7 protein-coding genes and 1 CRISPR repeat array (1 of these 8 cut by a window edge) are annotated in these 16815 nt (G+C 67.4%); of the genes, 4 read left to right on the forward strand and 3 right to left on the reverse strand.

Translation table 11 applies throughout. From position 1 onward, the window contains the following. Positions 1 to 6681: direct repeats of the CRISPR family, unit length 29 nt; unit sequence GCGTTCCCCGCAGGCGCGGGGATGAACCG; it begins 855 nt to the left of the window's first position. A gap of 294 nt (positions 6682 to 6975) precedes the next feature. From QZ613_RS08445 to QZ613_RS08455, 3 genes are all read left to right on the forward strand, one after another. Beyond that, entirely contained in the window at positions 6976 to 10584 is a 3609-nt protein-coding gene (locus QZ613_RS08445) for a DEAD/DEAH box helicase (RefSeq protein ID WP_291982019.1), read from the forward strand. A gap of 102 nt (positions 10585 to 10686) precedes the next feature. Then, complete coding sequence (sulP, locus tag QZ613_RS08450; protein ID WP_291982021.1) at positions 10687 to 12360, forward strand: sulfate permease; 1674 nt, start codon at positions 10687 to 10689, stop codon at positions 12358 to 12360. Then, positions 12360 to 13520 (forward strand): toll/interleukin-1 receptor domain-containing protein, encoded by a 1161-nt coding sequence (locus tag QZ613_RS08455; RefSeq protein ID WP_291867718.1) that lies wholly within the window; start codon positions 12360 to 12362, stop codon positions 13518 to 13520. Before sulP ends, QZ613_RS08455 begins: the two co-directional genes overlap by 1 nt. Positions 13521 to 13998: 478 nt before the next feature. On the opposite strand, the gene QZ613_RS08460 is transcribed toward QZ613_RS08455, so the two are convergent. The 3 genes from QZ613_RS08460 to QZ613_RS08470 all read right to left on the reverse strand — a co-directional run bounded on the left by QZ613_RS08460 (position 13999) and on the right by QZ613_RS08470 (position 15840). After that, positions 13999 to 14286, reverse strand: a complete 288-nt coding sequence (locus QZ613_RS08460; protein ID WP_043570594.1) for an addiction module antidote protein — start codon at positions 14284 to 14286, stop codon at positions 13999 to 14001. A gap of 2 nt (positions 14287 to 14288) precedes the next feature. After that, complete coding sequence (locus QZ613_RS08465; protein WP_291867702.1) at positions 14289 to 14588, reverse strand: type II toxin-antitoxin system RelE/ParE family toxin; 300 nt, start codon at positions 14586 to 14588, stop codon at positions 14289 to 14291. 295 nt (positions 14589 to 14883) lie between these two features. Then, positions 14884 to 15840: a zinc-dependent alcohol dehydrogenase family protein gene (locus QZ613_RS08470; protein ID WP_291982133.1), complete on the reverse strand. Its 957-nt coding sequence runs from the start codon at positions 15838 to 15840 to the stop codon at positions 14884 to 14886. On the opposite strand from QZ613_RS08470, the gene QZ613_RS08475 reads away from it, so the two are divergent. After that, positions 15749 to 16312, forward strand: coding sequence for a substrate binding domain-containing protein (locus tag QZ613_RS08475; protein WP_291867705.1), 564 nt, complete (start codon positions 15749 to 15751; stop codon positions 16310 to 16312). The two genes, QZ613_RS08470 and QZ613_RS08475, sit on opposite strands and share 92 nt — an antisense overlap. Positions 16313 to 16815: the final 503 nt, after the last annotated feature.

The following is a 16815-nucleotide window of genomic DNA, read 5'->3' on the forward strand; positions in this document are numbered from 1 at the left end:
CGTTCCCCGCAGGCGCGGGGATGAACCGGCCCGTCAGTGATGTACGACTACTGGATGACCGCGTTCCCCGCAGGCGCGGGGATGAACCGATACCGCCCACTATCCGCGCTGTCCCAGTGTCGCGTTCCCCGCAGGCGCGGGGATGAACCGCCGGACTGTACGCATAGCGAGCAGCATAGAGCGCGTTCCCCGCAGGCGCGGGGATGAACCGTACAAAGTGCCGGTCAAGTACCGCGGGCCGAAGCGTTCCCCGCAGGCGCGGGGATGAACCGCTGGCACGAGGCTTGCGCGGCAACTTCATGTCGCGTTCCCCGCAGGCGCGGGGATGAACCGCGGCATTCAGGAGCGCGAGCAAAAGCGCCAGGGCGTTCCCCGCAGGCGCGGGGATGAACCGCGAAGTGGAACGAGATTCTGCAGAAATCGCAGGCGTTCCCCGCAGGCGCGGGGATGAACCGAAATGCTGTTCGCTTCGTACATGCCGTTTCAGGCGTTCCCCGCAGGCGCGGGGATGAACCGCGAACAGGAGGAAATGCACCGCATGTTGACGGGCGTTCCCCGCAGGCGCGGGGATGAACCGGTTGCCCTGGCGGCAAGCGTCCGGTCACAGCTGCGTTCCCCGCAGGCGCGGGGATGAACCGCTTGAACTAGATGATTGGGCGAAAGCGGTGTGGCGTTCCCCGCAGGCGCGGGGATGAACCGTGCTCGAAAAACTCTTCATTGCTTCGGCAGTTGCGTTCCCCGCAGGCGCGGGGATGAACCGCCTTCCGCCGAGGGCTGCGAGTGAGTGTTGAGGCGTTCCCCGCAGGCGCGGGGATGAACCGAGGGTGCGCGGATAGGCGTGTCGGTGAATCACGCGTTCCCCGCAGGCGCGGGGATGAACCGCCATCAGCTTCGCCGAGCCTGAAGTAGGCCAGGCGTTCCCCGCAGGCGCGGGGATGAACCGGTCATCAATGCGACCTACGACCTTGCTGTTTCGCGTTCCCCGCAGGCGCGGGGATGAACCGCGGCCGGCCGGTCGCGCGAATCGCTCCTGGCAGCGTTCCCCGCAGGCGCGGGGATGAACCGCGCCCGGGTCGCCGCTCTCATGTTGCGCGCCAGCGTTCCCCGCAGGCGCGGGGATGAACCGCTGCGGGCTTTGGACACCTGCGCCGCCCTGCGGCGTTCCCCGCAGGCGCGGGGATGAACCGGGAATGCTCGGCAGCGGCAACACTCTGGCCGCGCGTTCCCCGCAGGCGCGGGGATGAACCGCGGCGGCGCTCTGTTCCAGGGCGGAGACGGAGGCGTTCCCCGCAGGCGCGGGGATGAACCGCCGAAAGCGCGCCGGTGCCGGAAGTACAAGGCGCGTTCCCCGCAGGCGCGGGGATGAACCGTCATCAGGATGCACGCCAAACAGCCTTGCGATGCGTTCCCCGCAGGCGCGGGGATGAACCGGAAAACAAGATCGTAACGCACCTCCTAGATCAGCGTTCCCCGCAGGCGCGGGGATGAACCGAACCGCCGCCTGACGTCTATGAGGAGTGCTTGGCGTTCCCCGCAGGCGCGGGGATGAACCGCGTCTGTTGCGGCTTGCGGAGCATGACCACAAGCGTTCCCCGCAGGCGCGGGGATGAACCGCAGCGCAGCAAGGGCGGGCGGAGAATGAAGCCGCGTTCCCCGCAGGCGCGGGGATGAACCGTGCAGATTGCCGCTTGCAGGATCGACGCGAGCGCGTTCCCCGCAGGCGCGGGGATGAACCGAATCCACCCAGGAAGAGACCCACGCTAAACCAGCGTTCCCCGCAGGCGCGGGGATGAACCGTACATGCGGCGCGGCGTTTAACGTCTTGCGGGGCGTTCCCCGCAGGCGCGGGGATGAACCGTCTTACTCCGACCAGTAATTACAACGATGGCGGCGTTCCCCGCAGGCGCGGGGATGAACCGGACCTGCGCATGCTGCAGGTGTATTTCAATCCGCGTTCCCCGCAGGCGCGGGGATGAACCGCCGCCGGCCCCTTCGACCGCCCGGACGACACCGCGTTCCCCGCAGGCGCGGGGATGAACCGACGGCCTGCTACTCGTCGCCCCCGATTGCAGCGCGTTCCCCGCAGGCGCGGGGATGAACCGCTATTCGACCCCTACACGATGACCGTGATCGAGCGTTCCCCGCAGGCGCGGGGATGAACCGCCTATGGCGGAAGCGGAACCGGGACTCTCACGGGCGTTCCCCGCAGGCGCGGGGATGAACCGGAATCAAAGGTCGATCCGCGCTTCAAGGAAATGCGTTCCCCGCAGGCGCGGGGATGAACCGTATCAGGGTTCCGGGGAGACGCCTTCGCGCGGGCGTTCCCCGCAGGCGCGGGGATGAACCGCCAGCATCTCTGCTGGCTCTCTTTGGGCGCACGCGTTCCCCGCAGGCGCGGGGATGAACCGACGATTTCCAGAAGCTCGCCGGCAATCACTGGGCGTTCCCCGCAGGCGCGGGGATGAACCGCTCGCCGGCAATCACTGGCCCGCAGACGCGGCGGCGTTCCCCGCAGGCGCGGGGATGAACCGCAACAGCAAGGCCAGCGCGCAGCGTTTCATCGGCGTTCCCCGCAGGCGCGGGGATGAACCGACGACAGATTCGCTGGCAGACATCGGGACGCTGCGTTCCCCGCAGGCGCGGGGATGAACCGCGGAAAGACGGCCGCGGCGCGGCGGGATGTGCGCGTTCCCCGCAGGCGCGGGGATGAACCGATCGAGCAATGTTCGTGTTCGGATGCGTCGCCGCGTTCCCCGCAGGCGCGGGGATGAACCGGAGCAACGAACCGTTGCGAAACCGAACGATAAGCGTTCCCCGCAGGCGCGGGGATGAACCGACCACCGTTTCATCACCGAACACACCCTTGGCGCGTTCCCCGCAGGCGCGGGGATGAACCGCGGGGTTGTCGGCCGCGCAGTCGAATTTTTCGGCGTTCCCCGCAGGCGCGGGGATGAACCGTATACGAACCCGCTGAACCTGCCAGAGTGCCAGCGTTCCCCGCAGGCGCGGGGATGAACCGTTGTCCTTGCCCTTCCCATGTGTGTCGATCACGCGTTCCCCGCAGGCGCGGGGATGAACCGGCGCAAGCTGTGGCGCTTGGCGCTATCAATTTGCGTTCCCCGCAGGCGCGGGGATGAACCGCCTTAATGCGATCGGCGAGAGTCTGCATGCCGGCGTTCCCCGCAGGCGCGGGGATGAACCGCGGATGTCCTCGTACTTGCCGATTTCACCGGAGCGTTCCCCGCAGGCGCGGGGATGAACCCGCTGCGCGTGCTGCGACAGATGGAGGAGGTGCGCGTTCCCCGCAGGCGCGGGGATGAACCGGGCACGATCCAGGCCGAAGAGCTGCGCGGCCAGCGTTCCCCGCAGGCGCGGGGATGAACCGGTGCTCGATCTCTATCACCGCTGTTACGGCAGGCGTTCCCCGCAGGCGCGGGGATGAACCGGCACGGTCGCGTTCATGGGGTTGACGCTGGTGGCGTTCCCCGCAGGCGCGGGGATGAACCGATGAACGCACCGCCCGTTGATGTCCATGTCGGGCGTTCCCCGCAGGCGCGGGGATGAACCGCCCGGTAAGCGCTCCGTGATCCGTCAAGCCTCGCGTTCCCCGCAGGCGCGGGGATGAACCGCACGCCACAGGGGGCGATTTCGAGATCGATAAGCGTTCCCCGCAGGCGCGGGGATGAACCGCACAGTGGTCGTCACCGTTCCCAACCAGGAGAAGCGTTCCCCGCAGGCGCGGGGATGAACCGGCTTCTCGACGGCTACCGGCACAAGATGGGCTGCGTTCCCCGCAGGCGCGGGGATGAACCGAACGCCAAACGCTGCATCAGGACCCGGCTACCGCGTTCCCCGCAGGCGCGGGGATGAACCGACGGGGGCATTGTCGTCCGTCGCAAGGCCAACGCGTTCCCCGCAGGCGCGGGGATGAACCGTCCCGGCGAGACAGCAGCGCCAGGTTGTCGAGGCGTTCCCCGCAGGCGCGGGGATGAACCGACGCAGGAGAGCACCCGCATGCCCCGGGAACAGCGTTCCCCGCAGGCGCGGGGATGAACCGTTTCACCCGGGAACCCTCGCAGCCGGCCCTGGGCGTTCCCCGCAGGCGCGGGGATGAACCGCCTGATCGCTTCCGTCAGGCTCTTTTGCATCCGCGTTCCCCGCAGGCGCGGGGATGAACCGGCCGGGCCAATGATCTTATGCGCGAGAAATCCGCGTTCCCCGCAGGCGCGGGGATGAACCGCCACCAAGCAAGCCGAACGCGCGGCGCGCCTGGCGTTCCCCGCAGGCGCGGGGATGAACCGCTGAACGACCTTGCCGAAGGATTGCCGCCAGTGCGTTCCCCGCAGGCGCGGGGATGAACCGAGTGAATGGGCGAATGCTCTTTCTACGTGGTGGCGTTCCCCGCAGGCGCGGGGATGAACCGCTGGTGCAGACCACCTCACGGCTCGCGGTCTTGCGTTCCCCGCAGGCGCGGGGATGAACCGTCAGCGGAGATGGCGGGAAAGCGCCGGGGCAGGCGTTCCCCGCAGGCGCGGGGATGAACCGACCCGAACTTGCTTACCGCTTCTGCAATGATCGCGTTCCCCGCAGGCGCGGGGATGAACCGTATGCGCTTGCAGGCTGTTAAAAAATGCTCAGGCGTTCCCCGCAGGCGCGGGGATGAACCGCAGCACCGTTGCTGATACGCCGATGCACGCGGGCGTTCCCCGCAGGCGCGGGGATGAACCGCCTTTGCTGGAATATTGATTGCGCAGCGCGATGCGTTCCCCGCAGGCGCGGGGATGAACCGAGCTGCGCCTGGCTGTGGGCGGCTTCGATGCGGCGTTCCCCGCAGGCGCGGGGATGAACCGGGGGTTTATGGCGATCAGACGGTCATGTTCGGGCGTTCCCCGCAGGCGCGGGGATGAACCGTGATCAACAGCACCACGCGCAACCCCGGCCAAGCGTTCCCCGCAGGCGCGGGGATGAACCGGAATCTCGGATCAGCACAGCCGTGCTGAGCGAGCGTTCCCCGCAGGCGCGGGGATGAACCGCCCTGGTTCGAGGTTGCGCCGGATGTGTTTGCGCGTTCCCCGCAGGCGCGGGGATGAACCGAGTGAACCGATGCCGGCAGATTACAGGCAGTCGCGTTCCCCGCAGGCGCGGGGATGAACCGGTCAATGCCCTGGCTCGCCGGGCGCTGGACTTGCGTTCCCCGCAGGCGCGGGGATGAACCGTAACCTCGCCGTAGGGGGAGAAAACCCGCAGGGCGTTCCCCGCAGGCGCGGGGATGAACCGCGATCTCCGCCTGTGGTCGGAGGACCCCTTCAGCGTTCCCCGCAGGCGCGGGGATGAACCGCCAACTGGCGAGACAACCCGCATTTTCCAGCAGCGTTCCCCGCAGGCGCGGGGATGAACCGCTGAAATAATCCTGCCGCATGACGGCGAAACGGCGTTCCCCGCAGGCGCGGGGATGAACCGTAGAACTGGCTCAGCATCGCCTTGTCGGCACCGCGTTCCCCGCAGGCGCGGGGATGAACCGGCTGACTTATGCGCCACTTCTGCCCCGGACACGCGTTCCCCGCAGGCGCGGGGATGAACCGCCGGCGGATATTTTTCACGCGATTTGAGGGGCGCGTTCCCCGCAGGCGCGGGGATGAACCGCAGAAAGCGCGTTCTTGCTCGGCGCAAGTCCGGCGTTCCCCGCAGGCGCGGGGATGAACCGTGGTGGACGGGGTTCGCGGTGATGTGGTTAACGCGTTCCCCGCAGGCGCGGGGATGAACCGCCTTTTTGTTTCTTCGGCGACGGTGCGCATAAGCGTTCCCCGCAGGCGCGGGGATGAACCGCCGCCGCGAAAATGCCCATCGAGGGCACCAGAGCGTTCCCCGCAGGCGCGGGGATGAACCGTGCTACCCGCAGGACAATACGGCCCCATGGCCGCGTTCCCCGCAGGCGCGGGGATGAACCGCGGGCGCGGGTGCGGGAGGCTTTGCGACGCAGGCGTTCCCCGCAGGCGCGGGGATGAACCGAGCACGGTCAACGCAGGAGGCACCGAGTACCGGCGTTCCCCGCAGGCGCGGGGATGAACCGTCTTTATCGGTAGCTGAGGCTCTTGCGCAAAGGCGTTCCCCGCAGGCGCGGGGATGAACCGAGCATTCAGGCTAAACACTGAGCACTAATGATGCGTTCCCCGCAGGCGCGGGGATGAACCGCCGGAGTAGAGGCAGAAGACGAGACGCCACAAGCGTTCCCCGCAGGCGCGGGGATGAACCGGGTGATAGAGCTTGCGTTAAATCTGCGCCCTGGCGTTCCCCGCAGGCGCGGGGATGAACCGTGGGGTAGTCATTTCCTGAGAGATAACGGCCTGGCGTTCCCCGCAGGCGCGGGGATGAACCGCGGTCGATCTGGCAGGCGTGGCTACCTGGGTGGCGTTCCCCGCAGGCGCGGGGATGAACCGCAGATTCATCAGGAGAGATTCCAACGTCGTCAGCGTTCCCCGCAGGCGCGGGGATGAACCGGAGCGCGACGTTCCCCCGTACGAGGCCGACGAGCGTTCCCCGCAGGCGCGGGGATGAACCGCGCGCGACGTGGGCCAAATGCCTCGCGCGAAAGCGTTCCCCGCAGGCGCGGGGATGAACCGAATACGTAGACGCTCCGCTGCACGTGTAGGCCGCGTTCCCCGCAGGCGCGGGGATGAACCGCGATTGCGACTGGGTTGTCCTGGAACCGCAGCGGAAACCATGCCGATGGCCACCTCGAGCGCCTTGCCTCGCCCTGGATTGCTGCGCTGCGCGCGCAATGACGGCGCGTGCCGCCGTGGCGGCGCTGGCCGTTCGTGCACTGCGTCGCTAAAATGCCGGGAGCTTGAAATCGACTGTCCCCGCTGCCGCACGCCCTGATTTCTGCGCGACGCGCAAGAAACGCCACGAGAAGAATTCCACCATGGACAAAGCCCGCGCCTCCCTTCCTGCCGCACCGACGCCGGCGCCAAGCCCGTGGTAAGCCGCGCAGCCTTTGGCCAGACCTGGTGGGGCGAGCAGTGGCTCGACGCGCTGACCCATATCGACTACGACAACCGCTTGCCGCGCGGGCGCAGTTACGTCAACAAGGGGGCGGTGAAGAACCTGACGGTGAGCGGCGGCACGATCGCCGCGAGCGTCAAGGGTTCGCGCGTGCGGCCGTACCGGGTAAGCATCGCGGTGCCGCCGATGGCCGCGCGCGACGTCACTCGCCTGCTGGAGCGGATTGCCGCCGACCCGGCGCTGATCGCCGGCATGCTCAACGGCAAGCTCGATCCGGCGCTGCTGGCGCTGGCCGGCGAACTGGGCGTCGCCGTTTTTCCGACGCGCTGGCAGGATCTGGCGATGGACTGCTCGTGCCCGGACTGGGCGGTGCCGTGCAAGCACCTGGCGGCGGCGATCTACCTGCTCAGCCGGGAGATCGACGGCAATCCCTTCCTGGTCTTTTCGCTGCGCGGCGTCGACCTCACCGCTGCGCTGAAGGCACACGGCATTCACCTCGACGACGATGCCGGCGCCGCGCTGCCGACGCTGAGCGAGCTGCTGCCGACCGGCGACGAGCGAACCGAAGCCGATACCGGGCTGCTCGACGGGCTCGATTTCTCCCTCGTGCCGGAGCTTTCCGAAGCGCTGCTGCGCGTCCTGCCGGAGCGGCCGCCGTTCTTCGCTGCCGGCGATTTCCGCGCGACGCTGGGTCGTGCGCTGGCGCGCGTCGCGAAAGCGGCGCGCAAGGCGCTCGACGTCGTGCCGGGCGACGGAGCGGACTACCAAAAGGGCGACCAAAAGGGCGACCAAACCGGCGACCAAACCGGCGACGCCGCCGTCCTGCTCTCACCGGACGACCGACCCGTCGTGCTGCTCGACGCGAATAACGCCGCGACACTGAGCGGCGTCGCCGGGATCGGCGACTGGCCGCAGCTGGTCGCGGCGCTGGGCGAGCTGGCGCCGGCCCGCCTGCCCGACTTCCAGCCCGAACTGGCGGCCTTGCAGCCGCTGCGATTGCTGGCCCTGCACCTGCTCGCCCGCGGCGCGGTGGTGCCGCAGATTCTTGCGCTGAAGGGCCAGGAAGTGGCACTGCGCTGGCTGCCGGCGACCCTCGACCCGGCCGTGCGCGCGCTGTTGCAGCGCGTGCAGGCGGCCCTTCCGCCGGGCCGGGTGACGGTGCGCGAAGGCCGCAGGACGCTGCCGCTGAGCGCCGAGGCGCAGGCGACCGTACTCTGTTCGCTGTTTCTCGATCACTTCATCCACGCGTGGAGCACGGCCGAGGGCGACAAGGCTGCCGGCGACAAGACGCTGGCGCTGTTCTTCCTCGGCGGCCGGGCGCTCTACGACGGCCCTGGCGAAGGATCGGTCGCCGCCGGTATCCACGCCTGGCTGGCGCGCTTTCACCTCGCCCGTCGCGAGCACGCGCCGGTGCTGTGCCTCGCCGACGGAGCGGCGCAAGAGGGCGAGCATGGTGAGCGCGATGAGCACGATGAGCGCGCTGGGCACAACGACGACCCCTTCGAGTTGACCCTGGCCGCGGAAAGCGGCGCGGCGCTGCAGCCGCCGGTGGCGCTGGCGACCGTGCTCGCCGACCCGGCCTGGGCGCAGTCGCGCTTCGGAATTCTGCAAACGGTTTCGCTGCTCGCCGAGTTCTACCCGCCGCTCAACGCCTACGTCAGCGCCGGCGCGCGCACGCCGCTGCGCATTGCCGCCGACGCGCTGCCGGCTTTCCTCTTCGACACGCTGCCGGTCGTTCGCCTGCTCGGCATCCGCGCGCTGCTGCCCAAGGCGCTGGAGCGCCTGCTGCGACCGCGCCTGTCGCTGCAGGTCAAGGGCCAGGCGGCTGATGGCGGCGGCTTCCTCAACGCCGACGACGTTTTCGGTTTCGACTGGCGGGTGGCGGTCGGCGACCGGCTGCTGACGCAGGAAGCGTTCGAGGAACTGGTGCGCGACGCCACCGGCGTGATCCGCTTCAAGGGCGGCTACGTCTATCTCGACCCGGCCGAGATCGAGCGCCTGCGCGCGCAACTGGCGCGGCCGCCGGCGCTGTCGAACAGCGAGCTGCTGCGCGCCGCGCTCGCCGGCGAATATGCCGGCGCGGCGATCGGCCTCGACGACGCCGCACAACGCCTCCTGCAACAGCTGCGGGAAGCCGGCGACGTCGAACTGCCGGACGCCGTGCTGGCGACGCTGCGTCCGTACCAGCAGCGCGGCTACGCCTGGCTCTACCGCAACGCCTGCCTCGGTTTCGGCAGCGTCATCGCCGACGACATGGGGCTCGGCAAGACGCTGCAGGTGATCGCCACGCTGCAGAAGCTGCGCGACGACGGCGCGCTGGAAGGCGGCAAGGCGCTGGTCATCGTCCCGACCAGCCTGCTCACCAACTGGCAGAAGGAGATCGCGCGCTTCGCGCCGACGCTGAGCGTCGCCGTTTTTCACGGCACACGGCGCGAACTGGCGACCCGCCAGGGAGCACAGCGCCCGGACGTACTGCTCACCACCTACGGCATCGCGCGCAGCGAGGCCGCGGCGCTCAAGGCGCTCGCCTGGCGGGTGCTGGTGATCGACGAGGCGCAGAACATCAAGAACCCGGCGACCGCGCAGACGCGGGCGGTGAAGGCGATCCCGGCGAGCAGCTTCATCGCCATGAGCGGCACGCCGGTGGAGAACCGCCTCTCCGAGTACTGGAGCATCATGGACTTCGCCAACCGCGGCTACCTCGGCAGGCTGCCGCAGTTCGTCAAGGAGTATGCCGTTCCAATCCAGACGCATCGCGACCAGCAGGCGGTCGAGCGCTTCCGGCGGGTCACCGCACCCTTCCTGCTGCGCCGGCTGAAGTCCGACAGGACGATCATCGACGACCTGCCGGACAAGATCGAGCAGGACCAGTACTGCAGCCTGTCCGCCGCGCAGAGCGCGCTCTACGAGTCGGTGGTCCAGGAAGGCTTGCGCGTCATCGCCGGCGAGTCGGACACCTTCCGGCGCCAGGGCCTGGTGCTGCAGATGATTCTGGCACTGAAGCAGATCTGCAACCATCCGGCGCAGTACCTGAAGCAGGGGCAAGCCGACGCCGCGCTCTCCGGCAAGGCGGAACGCTTCCTCGAACTGATCGACGAGATTCACGCCAGCCACGGCAAGGTGCTGGTCTTCACCCAGTTTCGCGAAATGGGCGAACTGCTCGCCGGCTGGCTGCGCCAACGCTACGCGCGCGAGCCGCTGTTCCTGCACGGGGGGCTGGCGCGCGGCCGCCGCGACGCGCTCGTCGAGCGTTTCCAGAACGATCGCACCGAGCAGGTCTTCCTGCTCTCGCTGAAGGCCGGCGGCACCGGTCTCAACCTCACCGCCGCGTCGAGCGTGATTCACTACGACCTGTGGTGGAACCCGGCCGTCGAGGCGCAGGCGACCGACCGCGCCTACCGCATCGGCCAGCAAAAGAACGTGCAGGTGCATCGCCTGATCACGCGGGCGACCTTCGAGGAACGCATCAACGACATGATCCGCGCCAAGCGCGAGCTCGCCGAGCTGACCGTCGGCAGCGGCGAACAGTGGATCGGCCATCTTGGCCGGGACGAGCTGGCGGCGCTGTTCACGCTGCACTGAGCAGCGGCGAGCGGCGGCGAGCGACGGCCCGCAGCGCAGCACACGCGGTAAGATGGGCGCAGCGCCCGCGGGCGCGTGGCGGACAAGGAGAAAACGGCAACGATGCTGATCTGGCTGCGGCACTATCGACGCGACATGCTCGCCGGCGATATCGGCGCCGGCGTCATCGTCACGCTGATGCTGATTCCGCAGAGCATGGCCTACGCGCTGGTCGCCGGCCTGCCGCCGGTCACCGGCCTTTACGCCAGCATCCTGCCACCGCTCGCCTACGCGCTGTTCGGCAGCAGCATGGTGCAGTCGGTGGGGCCGATGGCCATCACCTCGCTGATGATCGGAACATCGCTGGCAGGCCTGGCACCACCGGGATCGGCGCTGAGCATGGTTCTCGCCGGTCAGATGGCGCTGATCGCTGGCGCGATCCTCCTGCTGAGCGGCGTTTTCCGCCTCGGTTTCGTCGCCGGCTTCCTCAGCCGGCCAGTGATGAGCGGTTTTACCAGCGGCGCCGCGCTGCTCATCGCCAGCGGTCAGGTCGAATCGCTGCTCGGCGGGCCACTGGCGAGCATCCATCTGCCGAGTGCGAGCATCGGTCTGGCTTCGCTGCTCGCCCTGTGGCTGGCGAAGGTCTTTCTGGCACGCGCGCTGAAGGCCCTTGGCGCGTCGCCGAAAGCGGCGGAAATCCTCGCCAAGCTGGCGCCGGTGCTGGTCCTGGTCGCGGCCACGGCCGCCGTCGCCCTCCTCGACCTGGCGCAGGCCGGGGTCAGGGTCGTCGGCGAGATTCCCTCCGGACTGCCGGCGATCGCGCTGGCCGTGTCGGCCGAGCATTGGCAACCCCTGCTCAGGCCCGCGCTGCTGATCGCCTTCATGATCTTCCTGTCCAGCCAGTCGGCTGCGCAGTCGCTGGCGCACCGGCGCGGCGAAAGAATCATCAGCAACCGCGAGTTGCTCGGACTCGGCGCCGCCAACCTGGCCAGCGCGGTGTCCGGCGGCTTCGCGGTCACCGGCAGCATTTCGCGCTCGGCGGTCAACTACGCCGCCGGCGCCAACACGCCGCTGGCCAGCGTGATTTCCGCCGCCCTGATCGTCCTCGCGCTGCTCGTGCCGACGACCTGGATATCGTGGCTGCCCTTGCCGGCGCTGGCGGCGACGATCATTCTTGCCGTCCTCGGGATGATCGACCTGGCGACCTTGCGCGTCGCCTGGCGCCATGACCGCAGCGACGCCGCGGCGCTGCTGGCGACCGCCGCCGGCGTGCTGCTGCTGGGTGTCGAGGAAGGCGTCATTCTCGGCGTCGTCCTGTCGCTGGCGACGGTCATCTGGCGCGCCAGCCGGCCGCATATCGCGGTCATCGGCCGCATCCCCGGCAGCGAGCACTTTCGCAACGTCGAACGACACCGGGTCGAGACGCTGCCCGAGCTGCTCATGTTGCGTATCGACGCCGACCTCTTCTTCGGCAATGTCGATGCCATCGTCGACCACCTCGAACACCTGCTCAAGGAGCGCGCGGCAAAGGGGCAATCGACGCGCGACGTGCTGCTGGTGATGTCGGCGGTGAGCAGTATCGATACCACCGGCCTCTACGTCCTCAACGAGATCAACCGCAGCCTGCACGAACAGTCGATCAAGCTGCATCTGAGCGAAGTCAAGGGGCCGGTCATGGACCGCCTGCAACGCAGCGAGCTGCTCAAACGGCGACTCGGCGGGCGGGTGTTCCTGAGCACGGCCGAAGCCTTCAAGCACTTCAGCGAGCAGGCGGCGCGGGAGACCTGGTGCATTTGATGCCGGCCCACGTGACCGCTACGGCCCAGCCGACGAGCGGTCGTCAGCGGCCATCCGTCCTGGTCATCGGCACCGGCTGGACCAACGCCGCCAAACGCCGCGTCGCGCGCATGATCGGCGCGACGCTGGCCGACGCCGGCCTGGGGCTCGTCGCCGGGAATTCCACGGGCGTCGACCATTGGGTTGCCGACGCCTTCTGCGCAGCGCTCAGGGAACGCGGCGAAACGCCACAGGGTGCGTTCTGGCAGATCTCGCTGGGCTGGAGCCGGCTCTTCGAGCGCGGCGGTTTGCCGCTGCCGGGCTACGCCGCCGACGACGAATGCATCGTTGCCGTGGCCGACGTCGAGGCCTGGAAGCGCGAAGCGATCAGCCGCTGTTCTGCCGCCGTGATGGTCGGCGGCGGGCGTGGCGCGCTGGACATCGCGCGGCGCATCATCGATCAGGGAAAACCCGTCTTTCCCCTGCCCTTCATGGGCGGACTCACCGGCAACTCGGACTCCGTCTTCCAGGAAATCCTCAAGACCTGGGAAGGCCACCCGGTCCCCGGGGTGAGCCGCGCGCAGTTTCTCCAGCTCGCCGAGCCATGGGTGAGCGGCACCGGCCAGCTGGGCAATCTGCTGCGCGGCACCCTCGCCGCGACGCCCGACGTCTTCATTTCCTACCGCCGCAGCGATGCGCCGGCGGCGGCCGGACGCATTGCCAACGACCTCTCCGAGCATTTCGGCGGGCGGCGGGTTTTCCTCGACATCAGCGACATTGCGCCCAGCCATGCCTGGGATGACTCGATCGACGACGCGCTGCAGGCGTGCAAGGCCGGTGTCGTGGTCATCGGCCGATCGTGGCTGCTGGCCGGCGCCGACGGCCGCACGCCACGCCTGCACGAAACCGGCGACGTCGTCTGCAAGGAGATTGCGGACCTGATCAGGCAGGGCAAGGCCATCTTTCCGCTGCTCGTCGAGGGTGCCCGCCTGCCGGAGGCGGCGGAACTTCCGCAGGAGTTGCGCGCCCTCCTGCGCTTCCAGGCGACGACGATCGACAACCCCGGCTGGGGAACGACGATGCAGTTGCTGATCCGCGAGATCGAAGCGGTCGTTCGTCAGCAGCAGAACGCTGGCGGCCAGCCCGCGGGTCGAACAACGGGGTCAAGCGTGGACACCTGAAGACGCCCCACCCGCCCGCACGCCCGTCATTGCGAGGAGGCGACGCCGACGCGGCAATCCAGAGGTCTTGCTTTTTCGCCTGGCTGATGTGGCGGACAAGCAGTCAGAGAATGGAACTGGATTGCCGCGTCGGCTGCGCCTCCTCGCAATGACGGTGGCGGGGGGATGGTTGCCCGGACTTGGCGACACGGGCAGCGCTACGCCGCGGGCGAAATCGAGCCGCCGCAAACAAGGCCCTCGTCGAATGCCCTTCGATCAGTTGGCTTGCGTGTGCCCTGCGAGAGAAATGGCGAGGTCGGGCGCAGCGGAACGCAAAAAACCGCGTCAAGTCTGGATCGAGTGCCGATCTCGGTTTCCCCACCCGCCAAGCTCGCGAAAAGCGCTAGATCTTTCGATCAGGCGCGGCCGAGCGAAGCTAGGGAACCACAAGCGCAGCTTGTGGCTGTCCCCTGGCTCCGTAGCGTTCGGCGTCCGGAATTCATGGGTGAGCAGGCGAAGCAGAAAGCTTGACGCCGAGAGCATGCAGAAGCTTGAGCATGGTGTCGTAGCGTGGCTTGGCGCCCGGTGTGAGAGCCTTGTAAAGGCTCTCGCGGCCCAGGCCTGCATCTTTAGCCAGTTGGGTCATGCCCTTTGCTCGTGCGACGTCCCTCACTGCAGTGAGAAAAACATCGGGGTCCGGGTCTTCAAGCGCCGCAGTCAGGTACTCGGCGATGGTTTCTTCATCGTCGAGATAGTCAGCAGCATCGAAATGGGCGTACTTGGTCATGATTACTCCTTCTCAATGGCTCGCGCCATTTCAATCGCGCGCTTGATGTCGCGCTTTTGGGAGGATTTATTTCCTCCCAGCAAGAGCAGATAGAGCACATCGCCTCGACGAGCGAAGTACACGCGATAGCCCGGCCCGAAATGGACACGCATTTCGGAAACGCCTTCGCCGACAGGCTTACAGTCACCGAAGTTCCCGTGTTCCGCTGCGCGGATGCGGTGAATGATCCGGGCACGACCGATCTTGTCCTGTAGCGACGCGAGCCACGCGTCAAACTCATCCGAACGAAGAAAAGTATTCATCAGCTCAGTGTATCCGTATGGATACGCATGTCAACCTGGGCGGCTACTTGAAGGAAGACGTCGAACGTTAGAGGTAACGGGCTGCGGCGCAAACGCCTTCTTTGGGGTCACAGCACTTCGGCAGCCAGACCTTGCACGGTGGCTTCGCTGTCGGCGCGGTTCAGGCGCAGGTCGGCGCGGTTCAGGCGCAGGTCGGCGCGGTTCAGGCGCAGGTCGGCGCGGTTCAGGCGCAGGTCCGCGCGCGTTCTGGCGGCAGCAAAGCCCCCGCCAACGCTAGCCCAGACCTGCCGATCCGCTAGATTTCGACGACCACCTTGCCAATTGCCTCACCGCTGCTCAGGCGCGCGTAGGCCTTACCGACGGCGTCCAGGCCAAAGCGCGTTTCATCGAGCAAGGGCGTGAGTGCGCCCGTATCCACGATTTCAGCCAGCTTCGCTAGAATGGCGCCATGCTGCTCGCGCTGCTGGTTGTACAGCATCGGGATAAGCATGAAGACAACGTGCAGCGACAGCCCTTTGAAGTGAGCCGGCGTCAGATCCAGTTCCAGCAAGGAGACCGTCGTGGCGACCTGTCCATTCAATGCGGCGGCGGCAAAGGAAGCCGTCAAATTGGCCCCGCCAACGGAGTCGAAAACGACATCGAAACCGGTCCCGCCGGTATGCCTCGCCACATAATCGGCGACCTTGTCGGTGTGATAGTTAATGGCGGTGGCACCATAGCTGGCGATGATATTCATCTGCTTCTCGCCACTGCAGGTGGCATAGACGTCGGTGCCGAAGGGCTTGGCCAACTGCACGGCAACATGCCCCACGCCGCCGGCACCCCCGTGAACCAGAACTTTCTGCCCGCCCCGAGCGCCGGCCCTTTGCAAGCCTTCGTAGGCGGTAATGCCCACCAGTGGCAACGCTGCCGCCTCGCGCATCGAAATGTTTTTCGGATTGTAGGCAATCAGCCGCGCGTCGGCCAGCATCGTCTCGGCAAGCGCGCCTTGCAGATCGGCAAGCCCGCCGGCGCAACCGTACACTTCGTCGCCCGGCGCGAAACCGGTGACGCCCTCGCCGACCGCTTCAACGGTGCCGGCAAAGTCCATTCCAAGCACCGCCGGCAAGTCGGGCGACAGGGGCAGATCCTTGCCCATCTGCCGGATCATGGTGTCGACCGTGTTCACGCTCGTGGCGGCGACACGCACGAGCACATGCCCGGCTTTTGCGCAGGATCTGATCGAAGGAAGCTTCGACCTTGCCCTGCGCAGCGCGGCACTGGCCGACAGCAGTCTCAAGTGTCGAAAACTGGCTGATGACCGACGGGTTTTGTGTGCCTCGCCCGGCTACCTCGATCAGCGCGGCATACCCCTGCACCCGGATCACCTGGCTGGACATCAGTTGATCGGGTTCAGGGACGCCTCGCCGAAAGAGCTCATCGGTCGTGACGGGCAAACAGGACTGTTTCATCCGGGTCAGGCAGGGGGGCGACTGGTTCTGGATGACGGTTTGAGTCAGAAGGTCGCGACGCTTGCGGGGGCGGGAATTTCGATGAACTCGCTATGGAGCGTTTACCGCGAGCTTGCCGATGGCACGCTGGTTCGTGTCCTTCCGGAACATGAGATCAACGACCAGTCGTCCCTGTGGCTCGTCTATCCGAAATCAAATGTATTGACCGCAAAAGTCAGAATCCTTATCGACTTTTTGTTGGAGAAGATCGCCACATCTCCCGTCTGGGCCTAGTCTCCACGGTTTGGCGGAGTCTGCAGAGGTCTTTTTCCTCACCTCGGTGAGGTGGCGGACGGACCGTCAAGGAATGGAGCTGGATTGTCGCGTCGGCTTCGCCTCCTCGCAATGACGGTGGCGGCGATGCCGCCGTTCGACCGGGTTCGCGGAAAAGGTCTGCGCCGGCGACGCCGGGCGGGGGAAGCGTCGGCTGTCCCGGATTTCCCTCCGGGTTTCCTGCTCCGGGAGCATCGAGCCGTGCCCCGGGGTGCCATTGCGCAGGGCTCGCCTGCGCATGGTGACGCCTGCCGGCCCAAGATCGGCGATTGACGGCCGCAAGCGGCGTCAGCCATACTTCTCCGAGGCCGGTTGGATTCCCTGTCCCTTACGCGGCCACCGGGCCTGCGCAGACACCATGACGCCATGCCGCAGGGCGTTTGTCCGACAACGCCATGCGCGCCTCTCGCGAGAACGCCAAGAGGCGCGCCGGCCGCCAAATCGCCGCGCCGTGTTCTCTGGTC

It is taken from the genome of Candidatus Accumulibacter sp. ACC005, from assembly GCF_907163215.1.
Classification (GTDB): domain Bacteria; phylum Pseudomonadota; class Gammaproteobacteria; order Burkholderiales; family Rhodocyclaceae; genus Accumulibacter; species Accumulibacter regalis.

Coding starts and splice junctions, on each gene's coding strand:
- QZ613_RS08455 (WP_291867718.1), top strand. CDS start 12,360: ATGCCGGCCCACGTGACCGCTACGGCCCAGCCGACGAGCGGTCGTCAG.
- QZ613_RS08460 (WP_043570594.1), bottom strand. CDS start 14,286: ATGACCAAGTACGCCCATTTCGATGCTGCTGACTATCTCGACGATGAA.
- sulP (WP_291982021.1), top strand. CDS start 10,687: ATGCTGATCTGGCTGCGGCACTATCGACGCGACATGCTCGCCGGCGAT.
- QZ613_RS08465 (WP_291867702.1), bottom strand. CDS start 14,588: ATGAATACTTTTCTTCGTTCGGATGAGTTTGACGCGTGGCTCGCGTCG.